The organism is Streptomyces sp. NPDC044984 (genome assembly GCF_040646935.1).
GTDB lineage: Bacteria > Actinomycetota > Actinomycetes > Streptomycetales > Streptomycetaceae > Streptomyces.
Genome location: NZ_JBEZBE010000001.1, coordinates 296,023 through 321,559, shown reverse-complemented (window position 1 = coordinate 321,559; position 25,537 = coordinate 296,023). Strand labels below are relative to the sequence as shown.

Sequence of the window (25,537 nt, the reverse complement as noted above, 5' to 3'; positions counted from 1 at the left end):
TGTCTCCTCGTTGAGTGTCGCGTGCGGGTGATCCGCGGTTGCTCGCGCTCGCGCGGCGGAGCCGCATATCGATGCGGCCCCGCGCCCCTGAAGGTGGTTACCTGAACCGGAACGCCTTCATCAGGCGCAGACTGCGGCTCATGAAGGCCGCGTACCTCTCGTCGTCCATGCCCAGTGAGGGGGCCATGGGCAGCACGCGCTGGTGGGCGACGGTCTGGGACTCGGTGTACTTGAGGATGCCCTCGGAACCGTGCCGGCGGCCGAGTCCGGAGTCCTTCATGCCGCCCATCGGCGACTGGACGCTGCCGTACGCGGCCGCGTATCCCTCGTTGATGTTCACCGTGCCGGTGCGCAGCCGGGCGGCGATCCCGCGGCCGCGCCGGGCGTCCCTCGTCCAGACCGACGAGTTGAGCCCGTACGGGGTGGAGTTGGCGCGCTCGACCGCCTCGTCGTCCGTCGCGAAGCGGTGGACGGAGACGACCGGGCCGAAGGTCTCCTCGCAGGCCAGGGTCATGCTGTCGGTCACGCCGTCGAGGATGGTCGGCTCGTAGAAGAACGGGCCGATGTCGGGCCGCGCCACACCGCCCGCGACGACGCGCGCTCCCTGGGCGACGGCGTCGTCCACGTGCCGCTTCACGGTCTCCAGCTGGTGCCCGCTGACCAGCGAGCCCATGTCCGCGCCGTAGGACAGCGACGTGCCCAGCCGCATCGCGCGGGTGCGTGCCGCGAAGCGGTCGAGGAAGGCGTCGGCGATCGACTCGTGGACGTAGAGCCGCTCGATGGAGATGCACAGCTGACCGGCTGAGGAGAAGCAGGCGCGCACGGCGCCGGCCGCCGCCTTCTCGATGTCGGCGTCCTCCAGGACCAGCATCGCGTTCTTGCCGCCCAGTTCGAGGGAGACGCCGACCAGGCGGTCGGCGGCGACCGTGGCGACCTCACGGCCGGTGCGCGTGGACCCGGTGAAGGAGACGTAGTCGCCGCGCTTGACGACCTCGGGGCCGACGACCGGCCCCAGGCCGATGACGGCCTGCAGGACGTCGGCGGGCAGACCGGCCTCGATCAGCAGGTCACGGGCCCACAGGGCGGTCAGGCAGGACTCGGTGTCTGGCTTCATGACGACCGCGTTGCCTGCCACCAGTGCGGGCAGCGCGTCGCCGACGGACAGTTCGAGGGGGTAGTTCCAGGGGACGATCTGTCCGATCACACCGCGCGGGTGGCGCAGTTCGGTGACCTTCGTGAGGGCCGGCACGGCGCCCGCGTGCCGCTTGGGCCGCAGGTAGGCGGCGGCCCGGCGGCCGTAGTGGCGGGCGGCGACGGCGACGGCCTGCACCTCCTCGTGGGCGTGCAGCCGGGCCTTGCCGGTCTCCAGCTGGATCAGGTCGAGCACCTCGGCCTGGCGGCTCAGCACCAGGTCGTGGAAGCGCAGCAGGACGGCGGCGCGCTCCCGTACCGGGATCCGCGCCCAGACGGCCTGGGCGGCGCGGGCCGCATCGAAGGCCTTCTCGACGTCCTCGGGCGTCGACTCGGGCAGGTCGGCCAGCTTCTCGCCGGTGAACGGCGTGTGGTTGGCGGTCCGGCCGGAGCCGGCCACGCCCTTGGTGAGCTGGGCGACCAGCTCCGGCGTGACCACGTCGGCGGCGGTGCGGGCCCCCGCCGGCGCGGGGGCGAGGGGGTTGGTGCCGGTCGTTTCCCGGGTCTGCGCGTCCGTCATGAGCCGCAGGGTATGCCCGGGGGAACACTTTGTGTACCCGTCGGTAACAGATTCGCCCACCGCTCACACATCGCCAGTGAACGCTGGCAACGAAGCTCCTGATCAGGGCGTTGGCCGCGACACCGACCGTTCAGAGCTCGCGGATGTCCCACGAGTCGACGACCGTACGGGCGATCTCCCGGCCGGCCTCGGTGAAGTGGCCCTTGCCCGGATACACGATCCAGAGCCGGTACATGTCGCCGTCCTTGTTCCGGTAGTACATGACCTGCGCCTCGCGCACCAGCGCCGGATCGGTGGTCGTCGTGTAGACGATGGTGTTCGTGGCCGCCTGGCGGTCCTTGTACGTGGTCTCGCGCGGCTGGCCCTTCGGTGCCGGGGTGTCGGCGATGCCCCAGCCGTACTCGCCGTCCTTCAGCTCTTCCCAGTGCGCGAACGCCCGTTCCGACGCCGAGGCCTCGATCTCGCCTTCCTTGTCCTCGGCCTTGACGTCACGGTCGACCTCGACCCGCACCAGCCCGCTGGGGTCGGTGAAGGAGGCGACCGTCCCGTCCGTGTCGTCGGGCTGCTCGTCCTTCACGAAGCCCTCCGGCACCGCGAGGGCGACGCCCACCCGCTCCGGGAGATCGTGGCGCTTCCAGCCGTCCGGCAGCGGCCCCGCGAACGGGTCCGCGATCACCAGGTACGCGGCCACCGCCGCCGCGACGACCGCCGCGCCCAGCGCCGTCAGCGTCTTGCGGCCGATCCGGACGCCCTTGCCCCCGGGCTCACCGGCCGGGAACCGGGCGACCTGGGTGGGCCGCGGGGCGGGCGGGTTCGCGGCCGCTTCCAGCGCGGCACGGACCTGGGCGGTGTTCGGACGGCGCGCCGGGTCCTTCTGCAGCAGCCCGGTGATGACCTCGGCCAGCGGGCCCTGCGCGGAGGCGGGCGGCGCCGGCGTGGCGTTGAGGACCGACTGGAGGGTGGCGGGGGTGTTGCTGCGGCGGAACGGTGAGACGCCCTCCGTCGCCGCGTACAGCACGACACCGAGCGACCACAGGTCGGAGGCGGGACCGGGGCGCTGGCCCAGCACCCGTTCCGGGGCGATGTACTCGGGCGAACCGACGAATCCGCCGGTGTCGGTCAGATTGGTCTCGCCCTCGATCTGGGCGATGCCGAAGTCGGTGAGGACGACCCGGTCGTACCGGCCGAGCAGCACGTTGTCCGGTTTGACGTCCCGGTGCAGGACGCCCGCCGCGTGCGCGGCCTCCAGCGCGCCGAGCACCTCCAGGCCGACCCTGGCCGCCTCGCGCGCGGAGAGGGTGCCCTCCTCCTGCAGCACGGCGCCCAGTGAACGGCCCCGGACCAGTTCCATCACGATCCACGGCCGGCCGTCGACCACCGCGACGTCATGGACGTCGACCACCGCGGGATGGTCGAGCCGGGCGGCGGCGCGGGCCTCGCGACGCATCCGCTCGAAGGCGTTGGAGCGTTCGCGTTCGGGAAGGTGGTCCGGGACGCGGGGCTCCTTGACGGCGACCTCGCGGTCCACGGTCTCGTCCACGGCCCGCCACACCGTGCCCATGCCGCCGTGTCCGAGCTTGGCGAGCAGCCGGTAACGGCCGGCGATCAGCCGGCCGACACCGGGGTCGTCCTGTGTCTGCGGCTGCGGCTGTGACTGCGGTTGTGGCCGTGCCTGCGGATGCGACTGCGGCTGCGGTCGCATCTGCGGCGGTACCACCTGGGTGGGTGCCGCGTACGGGTTGTCGGGGTGCGGCACGGCCGCGGGCGGTTTCGGGTCCGGTGGCTGCAGACCAAAACTGGTTGGCTCGTCGGCCCCGTGGCGGGCTCCCCCGTTGCTGCTCATGGCTCATCCATATCGCGCCAAGCACCCACGTATCCACTGCGGATGCCGACCGGTCACAGACCCGTGACCCTCGCGGCGACTTATCTCCCGTTTACGGGGCTATGCGGCCGGACCGAGGAGTCGGCCGGCGTGGGACCGGCCGAGGGAGGCGGGGAGCCGGAGGGCGATGTGCCCACGGGTGTCTCCGGCGCCGTGCTCGTCGGCGTGCCGCCTCCGTCGCCGCCCCGGTCCTGCAGGAGCAGCGCCGCCGCGGACAGCCCCGCTCCCACCATGGCGGCGACCGCCAGTGCCGCGACGAGCGCGCCCCTCGTGGGCTGCCGCCGGACCGGACGCGCCTCAAGCCGCCCGCCCGTTTCCTCCCGCCGCACCGGGGGCCGCCGGCGGGGCGCGTCCCGGTGCGGGGGCAGCAGTCCGGGGGGCGCCGACTCCGGCGTACGGCCCGTCTCCCGGAACGCCCGCAGCATCCGCTCGGCCCGGTCCGCGTCCAGCCGGCGGTCGGGGTCGCGCTCCAGCAGGCCGCGCACCACGGGAAGAATCGGTCCCGCTTCGACGGGCGGCCGGATCTCGTCGACCACGACGGCGTGCAGGACCCCGCCGAGCGAGTCGCGCCGGAACGGCGACTCGCCGCTGAGCGCCGTGCACAGCAGCGCGCCCAGCGACCACAGGTCGGACTCCGGTCCCGTCCTGGCGCCGGACATCCGCTCGGGAGCGGTGTACTCGGGCGAGCCGACGAAGGAGCCGGTCTCGGTGAGCGTGGTGGAGCCCGACAGCCGGGCGATGCCGAAGTCGGTGAGGACGACCCGGTCGGTGCCGTTCTCCAGCAGGACGTTGGCGGGCTTGAGGTCGCGGTGCAGGACGCCCGCCGCGTGCGCGGCCCGTAACGCCCCGAGCAGGTCGATGCCGATGCGCGCGGCCTCGGCGGCGTCGACCGGGCCCTGCTCCGCGACACGGTCGGCGAGGGACGGCCCGTCGATCAGCTCCAGGACGATGTACGGGCGTTCGTCGTCCTCGACGACGTCGTGGACGACGATGATGTGCGGGTGGCTCAGCTGGGCCAGGGCACGCGCCTCGCGCAGGGTGCGGTCCCGATGCCGCCGGGCGTCCGCCGCGGAGAGCGTCTCGTCGAGGGGGAGTTCCTTGACGGCGACACCCCGCCCGAGCAGTTGGTCGGTGGCCCGCCAGACCACACCCATGCCGCCGCGCCCGAGCCTCGATTCCAGACGGTAACGGCCCGCGATGACCCGGCCGTTGGTCCTGGCGGTCGCGTTCTCGGCGTCCCCGTCGGTCCCCATGGGCCCATCATGCCCCACCGGATGTGTCCCCTCCGGTACGGCGATCCGGCCAAGCGGCGCGCGTTTGCGTCCGCCACGGGGGTCAGGACTCGCGCCACCCCTTCAGCACCGTCTCGAACTGCCCGCTGGTCGTGGCCCAGTCCTCGGCCGGCCCGGACATGTAGATCGCGTACTCGACGCCGTCCCGCGAGAGGTACATCTGGTCGACCGCCCGCCGCGGCCCCGGGAACTCGGTGTCCTTGGCCAGCGCGGTCCAGGCGTACTCCAGCCGGGCGCTCTCGCGGTCCCGGTAGACGCGGCGGTCCAGGACGATCCGCTGGTAGTCGACCAGGCGCTGCCCTATCTGCTGGTCGAGATCGCGCAGGTGCTCGTACGGGTCGTCGAAGTCGGGCGAGTCGTCGACGGCGATGCGGATGAAGTGCTCGCCCCCGTCGGGCGTGTAGTCGACCTGCCGGGTCGCCTCGTCGAAGACCACGCGCTCCCAGTCGTCGCCGGGCAGGGCGATGCTGAAGCCGTAGGGGTCGCTGCGGCGGACCCAGCCCTCCGGGAGGCCTCCTCGCGGCTCGGTCCCGGTCTTCCCCGTCTCCGTGGGACCGGGCGTGGGTGTGGCGGTGGCCGTCGGGGACGGATCGGCCGTGGTGCCGCCCCGGTCCTCCTGCTGGAGCATCACCGCGGTCCCCCCGCCGATGATCGCCGCCAGGACGACGACCAGGGCGAGCACCCGTCCGCGCACCCGCCGGCGGGGCGCGACGGCAGGGGGCGCGTACGGCTGCTGAACGGCCGTGGGGCCGCCCTGCGGGTACTGCGGGGCCTGCGGCACCTGGGGAACCTGCGGGGCCCGGGGGACCGACTCCGGTCCGGTCTCGTACGGCAGGGGCGCATGGGCGTCGACGGCCCGGGTCGGCACGTACTCCTGCGCCGCCCGGGGCCGGCGCCCCTCGGCCGCCTCCGCGAGCATCTGCTCGGCCCGGGCCGCGTCGGGGCGGGTGCCCGGGTCCTTGCGCAGGAGTGCGCTGATGACGGGCCCGAGCGGGCCGGCGTGCCGGGGCTCCTCGGCCTCCTCCTCGACGACCGCCTGCATGGTGGTCAGCGGTGAGGTGCGGCGGAACGGCGAGACGCCCTCCACCGCCGCGTACAGCGTCGCGCCGAGCGCCCACAGGTCGGAGGAGGGGCCGGGATCGTGGCCGCGGACCCGCTCGGGCGCGAGGTAGTCGACCGAGCCGACGACCTCGCCGGTGCGGGTGATGGCCGTGTCGCCGTCGATCTGCGCGATGCCGAAGTCGGTGAGCAGCACCCGGCCGTCCCGCCCGAGGAGGACGTTGCCGGGCTTGACGTCACGGTGCAGCACGCCGGCGGTGTGCGCGGCGCGCAGTGCGCGCAGCACCCACAGGCCGATGCGCGCGGCCTCGCGGGGGTCGACGCGTTCCTGTTCCTTCACCGCGTCGGCCAGCGAACGGCCCTCGATCAGCTCCATCACGATCCACGGCCGGCCGTCGTGCTCCAGCACGTCGTGCACCGTGACGACGGCGGAGTGGTTGATCCGCGCGGCCGCCCGCGCCTCCGCGCGGGTGCGTGCCAGCAGCATGGCCTGTTCGCTGTCGGAGACGTAGAGCGCCGCGGTCAGTTCCTTGATGGCGACGGCCCGGTGCAGCACCTCGTCATGGGCGCGCCACACCCGGCCCATGCCACCGCTCCCGATGGTTTCGCCGAGCCGGTAGCGGCCCGCGACGAGCGAGCCCTGCATCTGATTCACGTTGCCCCGCAATGGTCTTGACAGGGTCAGCGTAAGTATCTCGGCGCGTCCTGGGAACCGAGGGCGTGCCATGGAGACAGCACTGTGACAGTTGTCGCTGTAGGGGACGGAAGGCAACCAAAACCCCTGCGAATGCGTGGGGTCGGTGGTTCAGCCGGTGAACCGGTAGGTCGCCGCCGCCTGCTCGAACAGCCGCGTCACCTCGTCCCGTTCGGCCTCCGGTCCGCGTACCTGCACCACGTGGTAGCGGCCGTCGATCAGCGCCGCGAGGTTGCGGACGTACAGCTCGCCGCCGTCGCCGGTCCAGGTGAACTGGCCCTCGGCCATGGTCCGTCCGCCCACCTCGATGGTCTTCAGACCGGTGGAGGTGGCCCAGCTGGAGTCGCGGTAGGGCTGCAGCTCGCGCTCGTCGTCCCGCTGGTAGGCCATGGGGTCGCTGCCGTACGTCCGCGCGCTGTCCCGGCCCGGTACGACGATGAGCTCGAAGTCACCGCTCGCGTAGACGACCTGACCGCTGCCGTTCTTCGCGGTGCGCTGCCAGCCCTCGGCGACGGCGACCCGGAAACCCTCCGGGTCCTTGGCCAGGGTGAAGCCGTCGGCGACCTCGGGGTCGGTGGTCTGCGTCTCGGCGGAGGCGTCCGACTCCTCGGGGCCGCCCTGGGAACCGTCCTCCGGCTTCGGTGAGTCCTTCCCGTCCTCCGGCTCCCCGCCGGTGTCCGGCGGGCTCGGTGCGGGGGTCACCGCACCGGCTGAGCCGGTGCGGTCGTCCGCACCCGAGGTGTCCTCACCGGACTTCGGCATGAACAGCATGGCGTACGCGATCGCCGCCGCCATGGCGAGCAGCACCACCAGCAGGAGGGTGCGACCGAGCCTGCGCGGGGAACCGGTGTCCTGTTTGGTCCGCTTGTGCCGTCCGTGGTGCGCGGGGAGCCCGGCGCGGCGCCTGCGCACCAGCTCTCCCCGGCGCCGTATGACGGGCAGCCGGCCGGCGTCCACGGGCGGTGCCGCTATGACGTGCACACCCGCCTCGGGCTCGGGCGCCGACCGCACCAGCGAACGCAGCCAGCCGCGCAGCTCCTCGAAGTCAAGGCGCTCGGTGGGGTCCTGACGCAGCAGCGACTCCACGACCGGCCGCAACGGTCCGCACTCCTCGGCGAACGCGGGCGGCTCGGCGCACACCATCTGCACCAGCTCGGCCGTCGACTCCTCCGGGTAGGGGGCGTGTCCCTGCACGGCCCGGAACAGCAGGGAGCCCAGTGCCCAGAGGTCGGTGGCGGGGCCGATCGGGGCGGCCAGCTGCCAGTTCTCGTGCACGGGGCCGGCCTGCTCCGGTGCCCACCGCTCGGTCACGGGGCCGACGACGGCCATGCGTGCCTGGCGCGCCCGCTCGGCGGCCAGCGCGGTGGTCGGGCCGCGGCGCGCGGGGGCGTGGGCCGCCGGGTCGTCCCAGCGTGCGGGCGGGGCGGCGCCGGCCGCCGGTTCGAGGGCCGCGGGGGCTCCGGGGGCGGCGCGTCCGCTGCCGCCGCCCGTGCGGGGCACGGCCTCGTGCCGGTTGGTGGCGCCCACACCGTAGGGGTCGGCTATCTGCCCCGGCGGGACCGCGGTGACGGCCGTGCCCGCGTCCTCGTCCCCCGGCCGGGAGACATACGGCGGCCGTGCGGAGTCGTTGCCGTGCTGCGGGGCGGAGGCCGGACCGCCACCCTCGGGGGCGGGCCGGGCGCCGGGCAGGGCGGCACGGCCGTTCTGCTGGGCCTCCTGCACCCGGGCGGCGGCACGGGTGCCCGCCCGGTACGCGGCGATCGCCCCCGCGCGGGCCGCCCGCACGTCGCCCGCGCTGTCGAGGGCCTTGGGGGCCGCCACGGGCGAGAGACCGCCCGCCGTGTCCGCCCCGCCACCGTGCATCCGGCCGGCCCGTGCCTCGATGGCGGCCCGGCGCGCGGCGTCGGGGTCGGGGTCGGCGGTGACCCCGGGCGGCCAGGACGGGCCGCGCCCGGCATCCGGTGTTCCCGCGGGTGTCACCGGGCCCAGGGCCTCGAGCGCCGCCGCGGGGCCCGGCTCCTCGTCGTCCGGAGGGGGCACCGGGTCGTACCCGCACAGTGCCTCCTCGGCCGCGCCGACCGCGAGACCGGTGAGCATCACCCGGCCGTCGTCGCAGACGAGCACCGTGCGCGCGGTGATGTTGCGGTGCACCCAGCCGTGGGAGTGCAGTACCCGCAGTGCGGTCAGGACGTCGGAGGCGACCTCCGCCGCCCGGTACGGGGACAGCGGCTTCTCGGCGAGCAGGGCGGCGAGCGGACGCGCCGGCACGAGTTCACTGACGATCCACAGCGAACCGCCCTCCGCGAACACGTCGAAGACCTGGTCCAGGCGCGGGTGGTCGGGGACGGCGGCCGCCGCCTGCGCGGCCTCGATGGCGCGCCGCACGACCGGGTCGGCGGGCCGTCGCGTGTCCCCGCGCGCGGGCCCGGGACCGCCACGCCGCGCACCCCCGTCACGGGCGGTGAAACCGTCGGGCAGCCCTCCCGCGTCCAGCACCTCGGCCTCGACGACCTCCGGCAACGGGACCTGCCTGACCAGGACTTCCTGCCCGCTGTAGGTGTCGAAGGCGCAGGTCTCGGTCAGTTCGTACTCGTCGGAGGGCGGCAGCGGCAGGCGGTAGCGGTCGGCGAGAACCCGTCCCGCGTAGTCGTCCACGTTGCCTCCCCCGGCACTACGGTCGGTCGGTTTCGTTCGCCCGGCGGGCCGTTCCGGCTGCGTACGGTCCGCGAGCATTCACGATACGTGCCGGAGGCAACCCGTAGAGAGGGGATGCCACATCTGACTCCCCATTCCGCGGGCCGGTCATGCTCAGGACTTCGGCCGGAACGTCTTCGTCAGCGTCCGCCAGGTGTCCTTGCGCTGGTCGCTGCCCCAGTCGGCGGCCTTGGCCGTGTACATCAGCCCGTACCCGAGCCGGTCGTGGACGACGGTCCCCCGGTCTATGGACCGGTACTTCGTCCCGCTCTCCACATAGGTGAACTCCCAGTCGGCCGTGTCCCAGCCGCGGTAGTCCACCGCCTCGATGCGGATGCGCTGGTACTGGGCACGCACCATGGCGCGTTCCTGGTTCTTCCAGTCCGCGACCGGGTCGTCCTTCGGCGTGGTCGTCCAGCCGATGAGCAGCTTCTGCCCGTTCGGCCCGGTGAACCGGTCCCCGGCGGCCCCCGTCGACTGGAACTTCCACCCCTCGGGCAGCCCGATCGAGTAGCCCTGGTTCCCGTGGTACGTCTCCGCCGCCGACGTACCACCGCCGTCTTCCTGCTTTTCCCCTCCCTCGTCCCCCGCCCCGTCTTCGTCCTCGGCCGAACCGCCGGCGCCGGCGCCCGTGGTGGCGGTCGCCCCACCCGCTCCCGTGCCCGTGCCCGTCGGCTCGGTCGTCGTGCCGTCGGTGCGGGTGCCGTCGCCTTCGTCGCCCTTGGTGTCGGCGCTCGGGGTCCCGCTGACGACGGTCGCGCCGCCGCTGCCCTCGGCTCCCTTGCCGCCCTCGTCGTCACCGCCGAGCGTGAGGGCCAGCACGGTGCCGAGCACGGCGAGCACCACGACCACCGCGATGACGATCAGTGTCCGTCGCGGCACCACATCGGTGAGCGGCGCCCGCGGCACGGTCCTCGCCGGCAGGTCCGGCGGCGTCATCACCGGCCAGCCCGAACTACGGCCACCGGCGGCCGGCCCCTGCCGCGCGGTCCTCCGCGCACCCGAGCCGGACGCCTGGGCCGGCTTCGCGGCCGGGGCGGAGGGCGATGCCGTGCCGGGCCGAGTCCCGGAGGCGCCCGCCGGCGTGTTCCTGGTTCCCGCGGCCGGTTCGGCGGCCGAAGCGGTGCCGCCACTGCCGGACTTGGCGCGGGCCGCCGCGGCGGCACCGGCCGAGCCGGCCGCCACCGCCGCCTTCCGCACGGAACGCAACGCGCCCCGCAGCTTCTCCCCGGCCTCCTCGCCGCGCCTGCCCCCGGCGTCCGGCTGCTCGGGCAGCGGCACGACCTTCGTCGCGTCCGCCGGTTCCCCGGCCTCCTTGGCCGCGGGCGCGTTGACGATCGCGTTCAGCATGGCCCGGGCGCCGCTGTCGTCGAGCCGCTGGGCGGGGTCCTTGGTGAGCAGCCCGTAGATGACGTCCCTGAGCGGTCCCGCGTTCTTCGGCTCCTCGAGCGGCTCGGTCATCACCGCCGTGAGCGTCGCGATCGCGGACCCCTTGTCGTACGGCGGAGTGCCCTCCACCGCCGCGTACAGCAGTCCGCCGAGCGACCACAGGTCGGCCGCCGGGCCCGGCTTGTGCCCGCGGGCCCGCTCCGGGGAGATGTAGGAGGGGGCGCCGACCAGCATGCCGGTCGAGGTGATGGACGGGTCGCCCTCGACCTGGGCGATGCCGAAGTCCGTGAGCACGACCCGGCCGTCCTCGGCGATCAGCACGTTCGACGGCTTCACGTCACGGTGCAGGATGCCCTCGCGGTGCGCGGAGCGCAGGACGTCCAGGATGGCGAGACCGACCTCGGCCGCGCGCCGCGGCTCCAGCAGGCCGTCCTCCCGGATGGCCTCGGCGAGCGACTTGCCCTCGACGAGTTCCATCACGATCCAGGGCCGGTCGTCCTCCTCGACCACGTCGAAGACGGTCACGGCGCTGTTGTTGCGGATCCGCGCGATCGCCTTGGCCTCGCGCAGGGTCCGGGTGATCAGCCGCCGCTTCTCCTCCTCGTCGATGTTCGACGGGAAGCGGAGCTCCTTGACGGCGACGGTCCGCCCCAGGGTCTCGTCCTGGGCCCGCCACACCGTGCCCATGCCGCCGCGGCCGAGCACATCTCCCAGCCGGTACCGCCCGGCGAGGAGACGTGCGCTCTTGTTCTGACGGGATGTCCCCGCCCGCTCCGCCTCCGACATGCGTCCCCTCATGCAACCCGCCCTGACAGAGCCTTCATTGTCCCTCACCCGACAAGTGGTCGACGCCCAGGGTGCCTCTGGCCGTACACCGGGCCCGGCGCGCACGGCACCCGGGTGACGGATGCCCTCCCCAGCCCTGCATGATGGGCCTCCGACAGGGGAGGAGCCGGGATGCCGCCGATTCGGACGCTACTGGCCGTTCCGGTGTCCCTGGCCCTGCTCGCCCTGGCCCCGAACGCCTCCTCGGCCCCGGCCGTCCCGCCTACGGACGCGCTCCTCCCGCTCCTGGTCACGCGGGGCGGCGCCCCCGCCGCGGCCCTGCTGGCCCTGGGGGAGACCGGTGTCCGCTACGCCGACGCCGGCCCGGGCATCGAGCGCGCCGACCACTTCCGCGCCGGCAGCATCACCAAGACGTTCGTCGCCACGGTCGTCCTGCAACTGGCCGACGAAGGCCGCCTGTCCCTCTCCGACACCGTGGAGGAGCATCTGCCCGGCCTGGTGCGGGGAGCGGGCAACGACGGCCGTGCGCTGTCCCTGCGTTCCCTGCTCACCCACACCAGCGGCCTCCACGACTTCTCCGCGGACACGCGGGGCACCGTGCCGGCCACCCCCCTTCAGGCCGTACGCATCGCACTCACCCACCCCCCGGCCGACCCCGGCCGCTTCTCCTACTCGAACACCAACTACGTCCTGCTCGGCCTGGTCGTCGAACAGGTCACCGGCCGCTCGTACGCCGCCGAGGCCGAGCGCCGCATCATCGCTCCGCTGCGTCTGACGGGCACCTCCTTCCCCGGTTCCCGGACCTCCCTTCCCTCGCCGCACGGCCGCTCCTACGCGGCCGACGGCACGGACGTCACCCGGCTCGACCCGCGGGTGGCCGGCGCCGCGGGCGAGCTGGTGACCACGCTCGCCGACCTGGGCCGCTTCTACGGGGCCCTGCTCGGCGGTGAACTGCTGCCCCCGCGCCGGCTGCGCGAGATGCTCGGCACCCGCACCGCACACGGCTCGTACGGCATGGGTCTGTTTCCTGTGCGGCTTCCGTGCGGCACCACGGTGTGGGGGCACAACGGGCGCATCTCCGGCAGCTACGTGCGCACCGCGGCCACCGCCGACGGCCGGCACGTCCTCACCTTCCGGGTGAACACGGACGCGATGGCGGACACCGGTCTCGAGCCCGCGTTGCTCGCGGCCGAGTTCTGCCCTCGCACCTCCTGGAACGACCGGGTTCCGAACGAAGATCCCGGTTTCCGCCACCCGTTCGAGTGATTCGCTCCGGGGCCGGCCCCCGGCGCGACTACAGCGGAGCGATGTCCGGTGCCCCCAGCCGTGCCGCGTCCGCCGTCAGGTCGTCGGGCTGCCGCTGCGACTCCCGTTCGGCCTCCACCCGCTTCTCGTAGTGCTGCACCTCGCGCTCGATCTGGTCCTTGTCCCAGCCCAGCACCGGCGCCATCAGCTCGGCCGCCTCACGGGCGCTGCGCGTCCCCCGGTCGAACGTCTCGATCGAGATGCGGGTGCGCCGGGTCAGCACGTCGTCCAGGTGCCGTGCGCCCTCGTGCGAGGCGGCGTAGGCGATCTCGGCACGCAGATAGTCGTCGGCCGCCCGCAGCGGCTCGCCCAGCGCGGGGTCCGCGGCGATGAGGTCCAGGACCTCCTCCGCCAGTGCGCCGTACCGGTGCAGCAGGTGCTCCACCCGTGCCGTGTGCAGTCCGGTGCGCGCGGCCGTGCGCGCACGCGCGTTCCACAGCGCGTGGTAGCCCTCGGCGCCGACCAGCGGCGTGTCCTCGGTGACGCAGTCGGCGACGCGGACGTCGAGTCCGTGCACCGCCGCGTCCACCGCGTCCTTGGCCATGACCCGGTACGTCGTGTACTTGCCGCCCGCCACCACGACGAGGCCGGGCACGGGATGGGCCACGGTGTGCTCGCGGGACAGCTTGCTCGTGGCGTCCGACTCGCCCGCGAGCAACGGCCGCAGACCGGCGAACACGCCCTCCACGTCGTCCCGCGTCAGCGGCACCGCGAGCACCGAGTTCACGTGTTCCAGCAGGTAGTCGATGTCCGCGCTGGACGCGGCCGGGTGCGCCTTGTCGAGGTTCCAGTCGGTGTCCGTGGTGCCCACGATCCAGTGCCGGCCCCAGGGTATGACGAACAGCACGGACTTCTCGGTGCGCAGGATGAGCCCGGTCGTGGAGTGGATGCGGTCCTTGGGGACGACCAGGTGGATGCCCTTCGAGGCCCGCACGTGGAACTGGCCGCGTTCGCCGACCATCGCCTGCGTGTCGTCGGTCCACACCCCGGTGGCGTTGACGACCTGCTTGGCGCGGACCTCGTACTCGCCACCGCCCTCGACGTCCTGCACCCGGGCGCCCACGACGCGTTCGCCCTCGCGCAGGAACCCCGTGACCCGCGCACGGTTGGCGGTCTTCGCGCCGTACGCCGCGGCCGTGCGCACCAGCGTCGTCACGAACCGGGCGTCGTCCATCTGGGCGTCGTAGTACTGCAGCGCTCCGACCAGCGCGTCCTTCTTCAAGCAGGGAGCGACCCGCAGCGCGTGACGGCGGGTCAGGTGGCGGTGCACGGGCAGGCCCCGCCCGTGTCCCCGGGCCGTCGCCATGGTGTCGTACAGCGCGACGCCCGCTCCGGCGTAGAGCCGCTCCCAGCCCTTGTGCTGCAGGGGGTACAGGAACGGAACCGGGCGCACCAGATGCGGGGCGAGCCTTCCCAGCAGCAGGCCGCGCTCCTTCAGCGCCTCCCGCACGAGCACGAAGTCGAGCATCTCCAGGTAGCGCAGGCCACCGTGGATCAGCTTGCTGGACCGGCTGGAGGTGCCCGACGCCCAGTCACGCGCCTCGACCAGGCCCGTGGACAGACCGCGCGTCACGGCGTCGAGCGCCGTACCCGCACCGACCACGCCGCCGCCCACCACCAGCACGTCCAGTTCGTGCTCGGCCATGGACGCGAGTGATTCGGCGCGCTGTGCCGGCCCCAGTGTCGCTGTCCTCACCGCTGCCTCCCGCTCATCGGTCGCATCGGCCGCACCCGTCGGGCGAAGCCCGGTCCCCCACCCTCATGCCCAAATTCTGACCGGCTTGCCCGACTTCAGCCACCACGGCTCCCGGCCTGTGGACGAACCCGCGGAACGACTCACCGAAACTCGGCCGACCAATCCCACATATCGGTCATATTTACTCCTAGTCTGACATTGCGCTCGCCTGCCCGGTCCACAGGGCTTGCGCACCTGTCGCACTCCGGTTATTGGGAAGGACGGCCCACGCCATGCCCGCAGATCTCGCCGTCATCGGACTCGGCCCGTACGGCCTGCCCCTGGCCCAGGCCGCCGTCGCCGCCGGCATCCCCACCATCGGTTACCGGACCGGCCCCGAGGAGGGCTCCCTCAGCGCCGCCGAACAGCGCCGCATGCTCGCGCAGGGTTTCCGGACGACCGCCAACGCCACCGAGCTCGGCCGGGTGCGCACCGCGGTCATCTGCGCGCCGACGCCGCGCGGCGCGGACGGCGGGCTGGATCTGGGCCAGGTGGAGACGGCCGCCCGCACCCTCGCCGCGCGGCTGCGCCCGCACACCACGGTGATCCTCGAGTCCCCCGTGCCCCCGGGGACGACGGAGGGCCCCCTGCTGCGCCTGCTCGAGTCGGTGTCGGGCCTGCGCGCGGGACACGACTTCCACCTCGCCTACTCCCCCAGCCGGGTGGACCCCGGCAACCGCGACCACACCCCCGCCAACACCCCGAAGGTCATCGGCGGCCTCACCCCCGCCTGCACCGAGTCGGCCGCCGCCTTCTACGGACGCATCACCGACAAGGTCGTACGCGCGCGCGGCCTGCGCGAGGCGGAGACCGTGCAGCTCCTGGAGACCAACTTCCGGCACGTCAACATCGCCCTCGTCAACGAGATGGCCGCCCTCTGCCACGACCTGGGCATCGACCTGTGGGACGTCCTGCGCTGCGCGGAGACCAAACCCTTCGGCTTCCAGGCGTTCCGCCCCGGCCCCGGCGTCGGCGGCCACACCGTCCCCCAGGACCTGACCGCCCACGCGGGCCGCACCCTGCGCATGGCGGAACTCGCCCAGGAGGTCAACGGCCGCATGCCGCGCTACGTCGTGCAGCGCGCCGCCGCCCTCCTCAACGAGCACGGCAAGTCCGCGCGCGGCGCGCGGGTGCTCCTCCTCGGCGTCACCTACAAGCCCGACCTCGCCGACCGGCAGGGCTCCCCGGCCCACGAGATCGCGGTCCGGCTGATGGAGCTGGGCGCCTCCGTCAGCTACCACGACCCGTACGTGCCGTTCTGGAACGTCCTCGACCACCCCGTCCCCCGCGCGGACTCCCTCTACGAGGCCGCCGCCGACGCCGACCTGACGATCCTGCTCCAGCACCACCGCACGTACGACCTCCAGGGTCTGTCGGTGAAGGCCCAGCTGATGCTGGACACGCGGGGGGCGACGCCTACGGGGGCGGCGCACCGGTTGTGAGGGGGCGCGCGGGTGCCGTCTGCGCCACGGAGGCTGGTGGTGGGAGGACGGCTGCGCCAGTACGGCAGAAAGCAGTCCGAGGACGGATCCGGTCCCAGGCGGTGGGCTTGCGGTGACGGCCCACGGCGCGCCCCCTGAGCGCCACGCGCGCCCCGCCCGACACGCAAAAGGGCCGGTCACCCAACCAGGTGACCGGCCCTTTCAGTGCCGTACGAAAGCCCGCGCAGGCCCTACCGCCGGTGCTGCGAGTCCGCCACCGTCACCTCGACGCGCTGGAACTCCTTCAGCTCGCTGTAGCCGGTCGTGGCCATCGCGCGGCGCAGGGCGCCGAAGAGGTTCATCGAGCCGTCGGGGGTGTGGGACGGGCCGGTGAGGATCTCCTCCAGCGTGCCGACCGTGCCGAGGTCGACCTTCTGGCCGCGCGGCAGCTCCTCGTTGACGGCCTCCATGCCCCAGTGGTTGCCCCGGCCCGGACCGTCGGTCGCGCGGGCCAGCGGGGAGCCCATCATCACGGAGTCCGCGCCGCAGGCGATCGCCTTGGGCAGGTCACCGGACCAGCCGACACCGCCGTCCGCGATCACGTGCACGTACCGGCCGCCGGACTCGTCCATGTAGTCGCGGCGGGCGGCGGCCACGTCGGCGACCGCGGTGGCCATGGGCACCTGGATGCCGAGCACGTTGCGCGTGGTGTGCGCGGCGCCGCCGCCGAAGCCGACGAGGACACCCGCCGCGCCGGTGCGCATCAGGTGCAGGGCCGCCGTGTAGGTGGCGCAGCCGCCGACGATCACCGGGACGTCGAGCTCGTAGATGAACTGCTTCAGGTTCAGCGGCTCGTGCGCGCCGGACACGTGCTCCGCGGAGACCGTCGTACCGCGGATGACGAAGATGTCCACGCCCGCGTCGACGACGGCCTTGGAGAACTGGGCGGTGCGCTGCGGGGAGAGCGCGGCGGCGGTGACCACGCCCGAGTCGCGCACCTCCTTGATGCGCTGCCCGATCAGCTCCTCCTTGATGGGGGCGGCGTAGATCTCCTGCAGGCGGCGGGTGGCCGCCTCGGCGGGCAGGCCGACGATCTCGTCGAGCAGCGGCTGCGGGTCCTCGTAGCGCGTCCACAGGCCCTCGAGGTTCAGCACGCCGAGGCCGCCGAGCTCGCCGATGCGGATCGCGGTGGCCGGGGAGACGACCGAGTCCATGGGAGCGGCCAGGAACGGCAGCTCGAAGCGGTAGGCGTCGATCTGCCAGGCGATCGAGACCTCCTTCGGGTCCCGCGTACGGCGGCTGGGGACGACGGCGATGTCGTCGAAGGCGTACGCCCGGCGGCCGCGCTTGCCGCGCCCGATCTCGATCTCAGTCACGTCTGTGGCCTTTCCCTGATGCGTTGCAGCGCCTTCCAGTATCCCCGACGGACACGCCGAGGGCGGTCCCGGAGGTGTCCGGGACCGCCCAGGAAGGCCTTCTGGCTACTTGCGGCTGTAGTTCGGCGCCTCGACCGTCATCTGGATGTCGTGCGGGTGGCTCTCCTTGAGGCCCGCGGAGGTGATCCGCACGAACCGCCCGTTGTCCTGCAGCTCGGGCACGGTCCGGCCGCCGACGTAGAACATCGACTGGCGCAGGCCGCCGACCAGCTGGTGGACGACCGAGGAGAGCGGGCCGCGGTAGGGCACCTGCCCCTCGATGCCCTCGGGCACGAGCTGCTCGTCGGAGGCGACGCCCTCCTGGAAGTAACGGTCCTTGGAGAACGACTTGCGGTCGCCGCGGCTCTGCATGGCGCCGAGCGAGCCCATGCCGCGGTACGACTTGAACTGCTTGCCGTTGATGAACAGCAGCTCGCCCGGGGACTCCTCGCAGCCCGCGAGCAGCGAGCCCAGCATGACCGTGTCGGCGCCCGCGACCAGGGCCTTGGCGATGTCGCCGGAGTACTGGAGGCCACCGTCGCCGATGACCGGGACACCGGCCTCCTTGGCGGCGAGCGACGCCTCGTAGATGGCCGTGACCTGCGGGACGCCGATGCCGGCGACGACGCGGGTGGTGCAGATGGAGCCGGGGCCGACGCCGACCTTGATGCCGTCCACGCCGGCGTCGACGAGGGCCTGGGCGCCGTCGCGGGTGGCGACGTTGCCGCCGATGACGTCGACGCCGGAGGAGTTCGACTTGATCTTGGCGACCATGTCGCCGACCAGGCGGGAGTGGCCGTGCGCGGTGTCGACGACGATGAAGTCGACGCCCGCCTCGATCAGCGCCTGGGCGCGCTCGAAGGCGTCACCGGCCACGCCGACCGCGGCGCCGACCAGCAGCCGGCCCTCGGCGTCCTTGGCCGCGTTGGGGTACTTCTCGGCCTTCACGAAGTCCTTGACCGTGATCAGGCCCTTGAGGACGCCGTCGTCGTCGACCAGCGGCAGCTTCTCGATCTTGTGGCGGCGCAGCAGCTCCACGGCGTCCGCGCCGGAGATGCCGACCTTGCCGGTGACCAGCGGCATCGGCGTCATGACCTCGCGCACCTGACGGGAGCGGTCGGTCTCGAAGGCCATGTCGCGGTTGGTGACGATGCCGAGCAGCTTCTTGTTGCCGTCGGTGACCGGGACGCCGCTGATGCGGAACTTGGCGCACAGCGCGTCGGCCTCGCCGAGGGTGGCGTCCGGGTGGATGGTGATGGGGTCGGCCACCATGCCCGACTCGGACCGCTTCACCAGGTCGACCTGGTTGGCCTGGTCCTCGATGGACAGGTTGCGGTGCAGTACGCCGACACCGCCCTGGCGGGCCATCGCGATCGCCATGCGCGACTCGGTGACCTTGTCCATGGCGGCGGACAGCAGCGGGATGTTGACCCGCACGTTCTTGGAGACGTACGAGGCGGTGTCGATCTCGTCGGGCGCCATGTCCGACGCGCCCGGCAGCAGCAGCACGTCGTCGTAGGTCAGCCCGAGTGTCGCGAATTTACCGGGCACTCCGTCGACGTTGGCAGTCATGACACCTTCCCCAAATGGCCTTGATCGGTGCGGATGTCCATGCTAACGGGAAGCGAGGGTGTCACATTCCACGGTTTCGCACGGCTCCTGGCTTCGTATGTTCGTACGGGAACGGCTGGTCGTCCGTTCATGCGCCGAAGGGGCGGCGCGGCGGCGGCGGTTACTGCTCCGCCAGGGCGCGCAGCCGGCTCAGCGCGCGGTGCTGGGCCACCCGGACGGCGCCGGGTGACATTCCCAACATCTGTCCAGTCTCCTCCGCCGTGAGGCCCACGGCGATCCGCAGCAGAAGCAGCTCGCGCTGGTTCTCGGGCAGGTTGGCCAGCAGTTTCTTGGCCCACTCGGCGTCGCTGCTGAGCAGGGCGCGCTCCTCCGGACCGAGGGAGTCGTCGGGGCGTTCGGGCATCTCGTCGGACGGCACGGCCGTCGAACCGGGGTGCCGCATCGCCGCGCGCTGCAGGTCGGCGACCTTGTGGGAGGCGATGGCGAAGATGAACGCCTCGAAGGGCCGGCCGGTGTCCTTGTAGCGGGGCAGCGCGAGGAGCACCGCGACGCAGACTTCCTGGGCGAGGTCCTCGACGAAGTGCCGGGCGTCGCCGGGCAGCCGCGACAGACGGGTGCGGCAGTAGCGCAGCGCCAGGGGGTGGACATGGGCGAGCAGATCGTGCGTGGCCTGCTCGTCCCCGTCGACGGCGCGATGGACGAGCGCACCGATCGCCCCGTGGGCAGTGCCCGCCTCGTCGTCGCGCATCGGTCCATGGTGCCTTGCGGACGTCTGGTCCGCGGCACCGTGTCCCTGGTTGTGCACCGAAGCGTTATGAGCAGGTGCGCCGGAACTCATCCCTTGCGCCCTCCCCTTCCGCTCGACCGACTCGTCCCCGAGGAACTCCACACCTCAAGGATGCGGCATCCGCGGCGAAACGAGCATCGGGCGTTCGGCGGCTGTCGCGGATGCGCTGGTGGACGGGGGTCTTCGTGCCTCGGGCCCGGCGGACGACGAGGGTTTCCACGCCCCGGGCACGGCGGGCGACGGATGTGTCCGCACCTCCGGCACGGCAGGTGACGGGCCTGTCCCCGCCCCCGGCACGGCGGAGCCGGCCGGCTGCGCCGGCTCGGCGTGCTACGGGGCCCGCTCGGCCGTGGCCTGTCGTGCGGCATAGTTCGGGTCCATGGGGCCGGTGGCCTGTCGTGCGGCACGGTTCGGGTCCGTGAGGCCGGTGGCGCGCCGTGCGGAACGACGGGGTCCGTGCCCACCGGCAGCGCGCCGGCCGGGGCCACGGACCTCCCGGGCGCCGACAGCACACCGCGCGGGGCCACAAACCTCGGACCCACCGGAAGCACACCACGCGGAGGTGTCGCGTCGGCGGTCGCGGCCGGATTCCGGACCGGGGCGTCCGCAGGCCCCCGCACATCGGCTGCCGTGTGATGCCGTGCGCCGGGGCGGGCCGGTCCGAGGCGGAACGGGCCCGGGGCCTCCCGCTCGGATCGCGCCGGACCCGTGACCCCGATTCCGCACCAGGCCGCGCAGGCACAAGCACAGCAGGCACAGGCGCCCGGTGTTGTGCCCCGGATCCTCGTCGCCGTCCCGCGGTGCAGGGCACGGGGCCCTGCTCGCTACCCGGCGTGATCCCCACGCAAGGCCCTAGCGCACCAGGCCCCACCGGAAGCCGAGCGCCACCGCGTGGGCCCGGTCCGACGCGCCGAGCTTCTTGAAGAGCCGCCGCGCGTGCGTCTTGACGGTGTCCTCGGAGAGGAACAGCTCGCGGCCGATCTCGGCGTTGGAGCGGCCGTGGCTCATGCCTTCGAGGACCTGGATCTCCCGTGCGGTGAGCGTGGGCGCCGCACCCATCTCGGCGGAGCGCAGCCGGCGCGGGGCGAGCCGCCAGGTCGGGTCGGCGAGCGCCTGTGTGACCGTCGCCCGCAGCTCCGCGCGGGAGGCGTCCTTGTGCAGATAGCCGCGCGCACCGGCGGCCACCGCGAGCGCCACACCGTCGAGGTCCTCGGCGACCGTGAGCATGATGATGCGTGCTCCGGGATCGGCGGACAGCAGCCGCCGGACCGTCTCGACGCCGCCCAGACCGGGCATGCGCACGTCCATCAGAATCAGGTCCGAGCGGTCGGCTCCCCAGCGGCGGAGGACTTCCTCGCCGTTGGCAGCCGTCGTCACGCGCTCGACGCCGGGCACGGTCGCAACCGCGCGGCGGAGCGCCTCCCGGGCAAGCGGGGAGTCGTCGCAGACGAGGACGGAAGTCATGGCCGCCCTCCGCAGCTGATGCGCGTCACCTTGAGCCTCCAGGCTGGTACGAAATCGTCACCTGTGCGGTCGACCGTCTCGGACACCCGTCCGAGCGCTTGTTCCTTCAACCGCCTCGCACTCTCAACGACGGTCACTCGAAAGAGTTACGGGGCCGTCTGCCACCTTCGGCACTCTACGTGAGGAGACGGACACGGTGCAGATATGCGCGACGTACCCTCGAACTTTCATCACAACCCATGCCCCATTCAGCCCCTTTTCTTCCCCTTTGCTGGTGTCCGGGACTAGATTCGCAATGAGTCATATTTTCATCTCCTTGGATCGTAGTTGTACGGTCGTGGACACCGGATCCGCCCAGAACGGCTACAAGGGGTCACGCAATGGCAGATTTCTCCCGCCTTCCCGGACCGAACGCGGACCTGTGGGACTGGCAACTCCTCGCTGCCTGCCGTGGGGTGGACAGCTCGCTCTTCTTCCACCCGGAGGGCGAGCGTGGTGCGGCTCGAAGCGCTCGCGAGAACTCGGCCAAAGAGGTCTGCATGAGGTGCCCGGTACGCGCCGAGTGCGCCGCACACGCGCTGGCGGTACGCGAACCGTACGGCGTGTGGGGCGGACTGACCGAGGACGAGCGCGAAGAGCTGATGGGGCGGGCGCGCAACCGCCTGGTGTCGGCGTCGGCCGCCGGCGGGCACGCCGCGTCGAACAACTGAGGGAACGTTTCTTCAAGGGCACGGGGCACGCATACGTGTCCTTGTTTTGTCACTGGGGGTGATCAACCGCTCCTCACGCGCGGTGACCCCGCACCCGGGCCCCCTTCATCGGGCGGCCGCTCCGGCCAGCTTCTCCAACGTCGCGGTGACCGCCGGCACCTGGGCGAGGTCCGGGAGGGTGAGCGCGACGATCTCCCGGCGCACGGCGGGCTCCAGCACCACGGTGCGCACGCCCCTGGGCCGTACCGACTCGATGGCCAGCTGGGGCAGCACCGCCACCCCGAGTCCGGCGCCGACCAGTCCGGCGACGGCCGGGTAGTCGTCGGTCGCGAAGTCGATGCGCGGTGTGAAGCCCGCCGTCTCGCACACCTCGACCAGCTGGCCCCGGCAGCGCGGGCAACCGGCGATCCAGGGCTCCTCGGCGAGTTCGCCGATGGCGACCGACTCCGCGCGGGCGAGTCGGTGCCGTTCGGGCACGAGCCCCACCAGCCGGTCCGACAGCAGCGGCCGTACGACGAGGTCGTCCCACTCCTCGGCGCCCGCCGCCCCCTCGTACCGGAAGGCGAGGGCCACGTCGCAGTCGCCCTCGCGCAGCATCTCCACGGAGCGGGGCGGTTCGGCCTCCTCCAGGGAGACCCGGGTGCCGGGGTGGGCGGCGCGCAGGGCGGCGAGGGCCGTGGGGACGAGCGTGGAGCTGCCGCTGGGGAAGGAGACGAGCCGGACCCGGCCCGCGCGGAGCCCGGCGATGGCGGCGACCTCCTCCTCGGCGGCGGTCAGTCCGGCGATGATCCCGGCCGCGTGCCGCACCAGCGCCTCTCCGGCCTGCGTCAGGCGCATCTCGCGGCCGCTGCGTATGAGCAGGGGCGTGCCGACGGACGCCTCCAGGGCCTTCATCTGCTGACTGACGGCGGGCTGGGTGCAGCCCAGTTCGCGGGCCGCCGCGGAGAAGGAACCGGTGGTGGCCACGGCGCGCAGCACGCGGAGATGACGGGCTTCGATCACCCCTCAAGGATAAGCAGACCTTTGACACGGCGCCGGATAATGCGTCGACGCTTTGACGCCCATCGCTTACCGTGCGACTCATGAAGCTTCTGTCTGTGAACCTGGGGCGACCCAAGGCCGTGCCGTACACGGATCAGCGCGACGGCGTGACCGGCATCGACAAGCAGCCCGTGGACGGACCGGTGCGGGTGGCCGCGCCGGGGGCGAAGGGGACCGGCGCGAGCGGTCTGGCCGGGGACGCCGTGTGCGAGACGCGGCATCACGGCGGGGACGACCAGGCGGTGTACGCCGTGGCCCGCGAAGACCTCGACGCGTGGGAGCGCACGCTGGGGCGCACGCTGACCAACGGGATGTTCGGCGAGAACCTCACCACCGAGGGGATCGACGTGTCCGGCGCCCTGATCGGCGAGCGCTGGGCCGTCGGTCCCGAGGTGGTGCTGGAGGTCACCTCCGGGCGTATCCCCTGCCGCACCTTCCAGGGCCATCTGGGTGAGAAGGGCTGGGTGAAGCGGTTCACGGAGCGGGGCGCGCCGGGCGCGTACTTCCGGGTGATCCGGCCCGGTGAGATACGCGCGGGTGACGCCGTACGGATCGTGCACCGGCCGGAGCACGAGGTGACGGTCGCGCTGCAGTTCCGCGCGGTGACGACCGAGCGGGCGCTGCTGCCCCGGCTGCTGGCGGCCGGCGGGGCGCTGCATCCGGAGGCGCTGGCGATGGCGCGGACGTACGTGGAGAAGTACGGGGAGGGGCCGACCGTCTGACCGCGTGTCCATGGGATGACATGAAGCGGACGGTTCCACTCCGGGTAACTACTCTTGCGCCATGACAACGGCTCTGATTACGGGATCGACGGCTGGGATCGGTGCCGCGTTCGCGCGGCGGCTGGCGGCCGACGGACATGATCTGGTGCTGGTCGCCCGCGACACCGGACGGCTGCGCGAACAGGCGACCGAGCTGCACGACCGCCACGGCATCGAGGCGGAGGTGCTGACCGCCGACCTGGCTCAGGACAAGGGCATCGAGGCGGTGGCCGACCGCCTCGGCGACCGCAGGAACCCCGTCGACCTGCTGGTCAACAACGCCGGCTTCGGCCACCGGGGCCGTTACCTCGAAGTCCCCATGGCCGACGAGCTGAGGATGCTCAAGGTGCACTGCGAGGCGGTGCTCCGGCTGACGTCGGCGGCGGTGGAGGCGATGCGCGAGCGCGGACGCGGAGGCGTCGTGAACGTCGCCTCGACCGCCGCGTTCGTGCCGCGCGGGACCTACGGGGCGTCCAAGGCGTGGGTCGTGCAGTTCACCCAGGGTGCGGCGCAGGACCTGGCGGGCCACGGCGTACGGCTGATGGCGCTGTGCCCCGGGTTCGTGCGCACCGAGTTCCACGCGCGGGCCGGGATGGGCACGGACAACATCCCGAACTGGATGTGGCTGGACGCGGACAAGGTCGCCGCGGCGGCGCTCGCGGACCTGGCCCGGGGCAAGACGCTGTCGATCCCGGATCCGCGGTACAAGGCGCTGATGGGGGCGGCGAAGCTGGTCCCGCGCGGGTTGCTGGGCGGGATCTCGTCGCGGACGGGACGGAAGTACGGGCCCCGGTAGCCGTGGTCCGGCGGTCGCGCGGTCACGGCGGGACGGACTCCGCTCCCCGGGAGAAAATGGGTGCTGACAGACCGACCCGGACCCAGGGGACCGGAGGCGAGCGCCATGACCTTCGTACAGCTCATCGACTGCCGGACCAGCCGGTTCGAGGAGATGGACCGGCTCATGGACCAGTGGGTCGAGCAGACCAGGGGGAAGCGGACGGCGACCCACGCGGTGGTCGGCAAGGACCGCGCGGACACGTCGCACGTCGTCGAGATCGTGGAGTTCCCGTCGTACGAGGAGGCGATGCGGAACTCGAAGCTGCCGGAGACCGACCGGATCTTCCGGGAGATGGTGGCCCTGTGCGACGGTGTGCCGACGTTCACGGACCTGGACGTGGTGCGCGACGCGCAGCTGAACACGGACTCCGCGCGGCGCTTCTTCGAGGTGGCCGCCACTGCGGACGACCTGTCCCCGATGACGGGCCTGGTCGAGGAGCACTACCACGACCACGATCCGGCCAACGAGCAGGACGTCATCGGCCTCGACCACTTCCGGCGCGAGATGGACGTGTGGCGCGGCGGCTTCGACTTCGCGTTCCGGATCGAGGACCAGCTCGCGCAGGGGGACCGGGTGTGCACCCGGTGGAACTGGGAGGGCACCCACAAGGGCGACTTCCTCGGCATCCCGGCGACGGGGAGGAAGGTCGCCATGACGGGCACGACCGTCTTCCGCTTCGGTGACAGCGGGAAGATCGTCGAGGGCTGGTGGCAGTACGACCGGCTGGGGCTGATGGTGCAGTTGGGGGCGTTGGAGCCGACGGAGTCGTGACGGCGGCCACGCGGTCCGACGGCCACGCGGTCCGACGGCCACGCGGTCCGGCGGCCACGCGGTCCGGCCGGTCCGGTCCGGGACCCGTGACCACGGCTTCACGAACGAGCCGGCCGGCTGCTGCTCGAACGAACGCCGCTTCCACCCCGTCGTACTCATGAGGCCGGACGCGTCGTCGCATCGGGGCACGTCGGCTCGGCCACTCCGGCC

At 72.7% G+C, this 25,537-nt stretch carries 18 protein-coding genes; 6 read left to right on the top strand and 12 right to left on the bottom strand.

The genetic code is table 11. The annotated features are described in order from the left end of the window. Positions 1 to 97 precede the first annotated feature (97 nt). The 6 genes from AB0A94_RS01640 to AB0A94_RS01615 form a co-directional block, all read right to left on the bottom strand. A complete protein-coding gene (locus tag AB0A94_RS01640) occupies positions 98 to 1,711 on the bottom strand; it encodes a succinic semialdehyde dehydrogenase (RefSeq protein ID WP_361737122.1) in 1,614 nt (537 codons plus the stop codon). A gap of 130 nt (positions 1,712 to 1,841) precedes the next feature. Then, on the bottom strand, positions 1,842 to 3,554 hold the full coding sequence (locus AB0A94_RS01635) for a serine/threonine-protein kinase (RefSeq protein WP_361737119.1): 1,713 nt from the start codon (positions 3,552 to 3,554) through the stop codon (positions 1,842 to 1,844). Positions 3,555 to 3,634: 80 nt separating this feature from the next. Further along, complete coding sequence (locus AB0A94_RS01630; RefSeq protein ID WP_361737116.1) at positions 3,635 to 4,846, bottom strand: serine/threonine-protein kinase; 1,212 nt, start codon at positions 4,844 to 4,846, stop codon at positions 3,635 to 3,637. A gap of 82 nt (positions 4,847 to 4,928) precedes the next feature. After that, entirely contained in the window at positions 4,929 to 6,590 is a 1,662-nt protein-coding gene (locus AB0A94_RS01625) for a protein kinase (RefSeq protein ID WP_361737543.1), read from the bottom strand. A 159-nt stretch (positions 6,591 to 6,749) separates the two neighbouring features. After that, the gene (locus AB0A94_RS01620) at positions 6,750 to 9,293 is read right to left on the bottom strand and encodes a protein kinase (protein WP_361737113.1); all 2,544 of its coding nucleotides are present in this window, start codon (positions 9,291 to 9,293) and stop codon (positions 6,750 to 6,752) included. A gap of 153 nt (positions 9,294 to 9,446) precedes the next feature. Further along, positions 9,447 to 11,507, bottom strand: coding sequence for a protein kinase (locus tag AB0A94_RS01615; protein ID WP_361737110.1), 2,061 nt, complete (start codon positions 11,505 to 11,507; stop codon positions 9,447 to 9,449). 171 nt (positions 11,508 to 11,678) lie between these two features. Between AB0A94_RS01615 and AB0A94_RS01610 the strand changes: the two genes are divergently transcribed. Then, the gene (locus AB0A94_RS01610; RefSeq protein WP_361737107.1) at positions 11,679 to 12,773 is read left to right on the top strand and encodes a serine hydrolase domain-containing protein; all 1,095 of its coding nucleotides are present in this window, start codon (positions 11,679 to 11,681) and stop codon (positions 12,771 to 12,773) included. Between the two features lie 28 nt (positions 12,774 to 12,801). Here AB0A94_RS01610 and AB0A94_RS01605 read toward each other — a convergent pair whose 3' ends face one another. Beyond that, the gene (locus AB0A94_RS01605) at positions 12,802 to 14,508 is read right to left on the bottom strand and encodes a glycerol-3-phosphate dehydrogenase/oxidase (RefSeq protein WP_361737104.1); all 1,707 of its coding nucleotides are present in this window, start codon (positions 14,506 to 14,508) and stop codon (positions 12,802 to 12,804) included. 272 nt (positions 14,509 to 14,780) lie between these two features. Here AB0A94_RS01605 and AB0A94_RS01600 point away from each other — a divergent pair, with 272 nt between their 5' ends. Beyond that, positions 14,781 to 15,989: a nucleotide sugar dehydrogenase gene (locus AB0A94_RS01600; protein WP_361737101.1), complete on the top strand. Its 1,209-nt coding sequence runs from the start codon at positions 14,781 to 14,783 to the stop codon at positions 15,987 to 15,989. Between the two features lie 230 nt (positions 15,990 to 16,219). Here the strand turns inward: AB0A94_RS01600 and AB0A94_RS01595 are convergent, their stop codons facing one another. The 4 genes from AB0A94_RS01595 to AB0A94_RS01580 form a co-directional block, all read right to left on the bottom strand. Then, a complete protein-coding gene (locus AB0A94_RS01595) occupies positions 16,220 to 17,344 on the bottom strand; it encodes a GuaB3 family IMP dehydrogenase-related protein (protein ID WP_145867692.1) in 1,125 nt (374 codons plus the stop codon). A gap of 105 nt (positions 17,345 to 17,449) precedes the next feature. Beyond that, positions 17,450 to 18,955, bottom strand: coding sequence for an IMP dehydrogenase (guaB, locus tag AB0A94_RS01590; RefSeq protein WP_361737098.1), 1,506 nt, complete (start codon positions 18,953 to 18,955; stop codon positions 17,450 to 17,452). Between the two features lie 160 nt (positions 18,956 to 19,115). Further along, positions 19,116 to 19,703, bottom strand: a complete 588-nt coding sequence (locus tag AB0A94_RS01585; RefSeq protein ID WP_217128125.1) for a sigma-70 family RNA polymerase sigma factor — start codon at positions 19,701 to 19,703, stop codon at positions 19,116 to 19,118. Between the two features lie 891 nt (positions 19,704 to 20,594). Beyond that, the gene (locus AB0A94_RS01580) at positions 20,595 to 21,206 is read right to left on the bottom strand and encodes a response regulator transcription factor (protein WP_003948568.1); all 612 of its coding nucleotides are present in this window, start codon (positions 21,204 to 21,206) and stop codon (positions 20,595 to 20,597) included. A 380-nt stretch (positions 21,207 to 21,586) separates the two neighbouring features. Here AB0A94_RS01580 and AB0A94_RS01575 point away from each other — a divergent pair, with 380 nt between their 5' ends. Continuing rightward, complete coding sequence (locus AB0A94_RS01575; protein ID WP_344557836.1) at positions 21,587 to 21,916, top strand: WhiB family transcriptional regulator; 330 nt, start codon at positions 21,587 to 21,589, stop codon at positions 21,914 to 21,916. Positions 21,917 to 22,021: 105 nt separating this feature from the next. Here AB0A94_RS01575 and AB0A94_RS01570 read toward each other — a convergent pair whose 3' ends face one another. Next, positions 22,022 to 22,918 carry a LysR family transcriptional regulator gene (locus tag AB0A94_RS01570; protein WP_361737093.1) on the bottom strand — a complete coding sequence of 299 codons (897 nt, stop codon included), beginning with the start codon at positions 22,916 to 22,918 and terminating at the stop codon, positions 22,022 to 22,024. Between the two features lie 80 nt (positions 22,919 to 22,998). Here AB0A94_RS01570 and AB0A94_RS01565 point away from each other — a divergent pair, with 80 nt between their 5' ends. The 3 genes from AB0A94_RS01565 (at position 22,999) to AB0A94_RS01555 (ending at position 25,327) form a co-directional block, all read left to right on the top strand. Continuing rightward, a complete protein-coding gene (locus AB0A94_RS01565; RefSeq protein ID WP_361737090.1) occupies positions 22,999 to 23,679 on the top strand; it encodes an MOSC domain-containing protein in 681 nt (226 codons plus the stop codon). Positions 23,680 to 23,740: 61 nt separating this feature from the next. Beyond that, the gene (locus AB0A94_RS01560) at positions 23,741 to 24,514 is read left to right on the top strand and encodes an SDR family oxidoreductase (protein WP_361737087.1); all 774 of its coding nucleotides are present in this window, start codon (positions 23,741 to 23,743) and stop codon (positions 24,512 to 24,514) included. A 105-nt stretch (positions 24,515 to 24,619) separates the two neighbouring features. Continuing rightward, on the top strand, positions 24,620 to 25,327 hold the full coding sequence (locus tag AB0A94_RS01555) for an ester cyclase (RefSeq protein WP_361737084.1): 708 nt from the start codon (positions 24,620 to 24,622) through the stop codon (positions 25,325 to 25,327). Positions 25,328 to 25,537: the final 210 nt, after the last annotated feature.

Excerpts from the sequence above, each read along its gene's own strand:
- AB0A94_RS01630 (WP_361737116.1), bottom strand. The coding sequence starts at position 4,846 with ATGGGGACCGACGGGGACGCCGAGAACGCGACCGCCAGGACCAACGGC.
- AB0A94_RS01610 (WP_361737107.1), top strand. The coding sequence starts at position 11,679 with ATGCCGCCGATTCGGACGCTACTGGCCGTTCCGGTGTCCCTGGCCCTG.
- guaB (WP_361737098.1), bottom strand. The coding sequence starts at position 18,955 with ATGACTGCCAACGTCGACGGAGTGCCCGGTAAATTCGCGACACTCGGG.
- AB0A94_RS01580 (WP_003948568.1), bottom strand. The coding sequence starts at position 21,206 with ATGACTTCCGTCCTCGTCTGCGACGACTCCCCGCTTGCCCGGGAGGCG.
- AB0A94_RS01625 (WP_361737543.1), bottom strand. The coding sequence starts at position 6,590 with ATGCAGGGCTCGCTCGTCGCGGGCCGCTACCGGCTCGGCGAAACCATC.
- AB0A94_RS01585 (WP_217128125.1), bottom strand. The coding sequence starts at position 19,703 with ATGCGCGACGACGAGGCGGGCACTGCCCACGGGGCGATCGGTGCGCTC.
- AB0A94_RS01615 (WP_361737110.1), bottom strand. The coding sequence starts at position 11,507 with ATGTCGGAGGCGGAGCGGGCGGGGACATCCCGTCAGAACAAGAGCGCA.
- AB0A94_RS01555 (WP_361737084.1), top strand. The coding sequence starts at position 24,620 with ATGACCTTCGTACAGCTCATCGACTGCCGGACCAGCCGGTTCGAGGAG.
- AB0A94_RS01560 (WP_361737087.1), top strand. The coding sequence starts at position 23,741 with ATGACAACGGCTCTGATTACGGGATCGACGGCTGGGATCGGTGCCGCG.
- AB0A94_RS01600 (WP_361737101.1), top strand. The coding sequence starts at position 14,781 with ATGCCCGCAGATCTCGCCGTCATCGGACTCGGCCCGTACGGCCTGCCC.
- AB0A94_RS01575 (WP_344557836.1), top strand. The coding sequence starts at position 21,587 with ATGGCAGATTTCTCCCGCCTTCCCGGACCGAACGCGGACCTGTGGGAC.
- AB0A94_RS01565 (WP_361737090.1), top strand. The coding sequence starts at position 22,999 with ATGAAGCTTCTGTCTGTGAACCTGGGGCGACCCAAGGCCGTGCCGTAC.
- AB0A94_RS01640 (WP_361737122.1), bottom strand. The coding sequence starts at position 1,711 with ATGACGGACGCGCAGACCCGGGAAACGACCGGCACCAACCCCCTCGCC.
- AB0A94_RS01635 (WP_361737119.1), bottom strand. The coding sequence starts at position 3,554 with ATGAGCAGCAACGGGGGAGCCCGCCACGGGGCCGACGAGCCAACCAGT.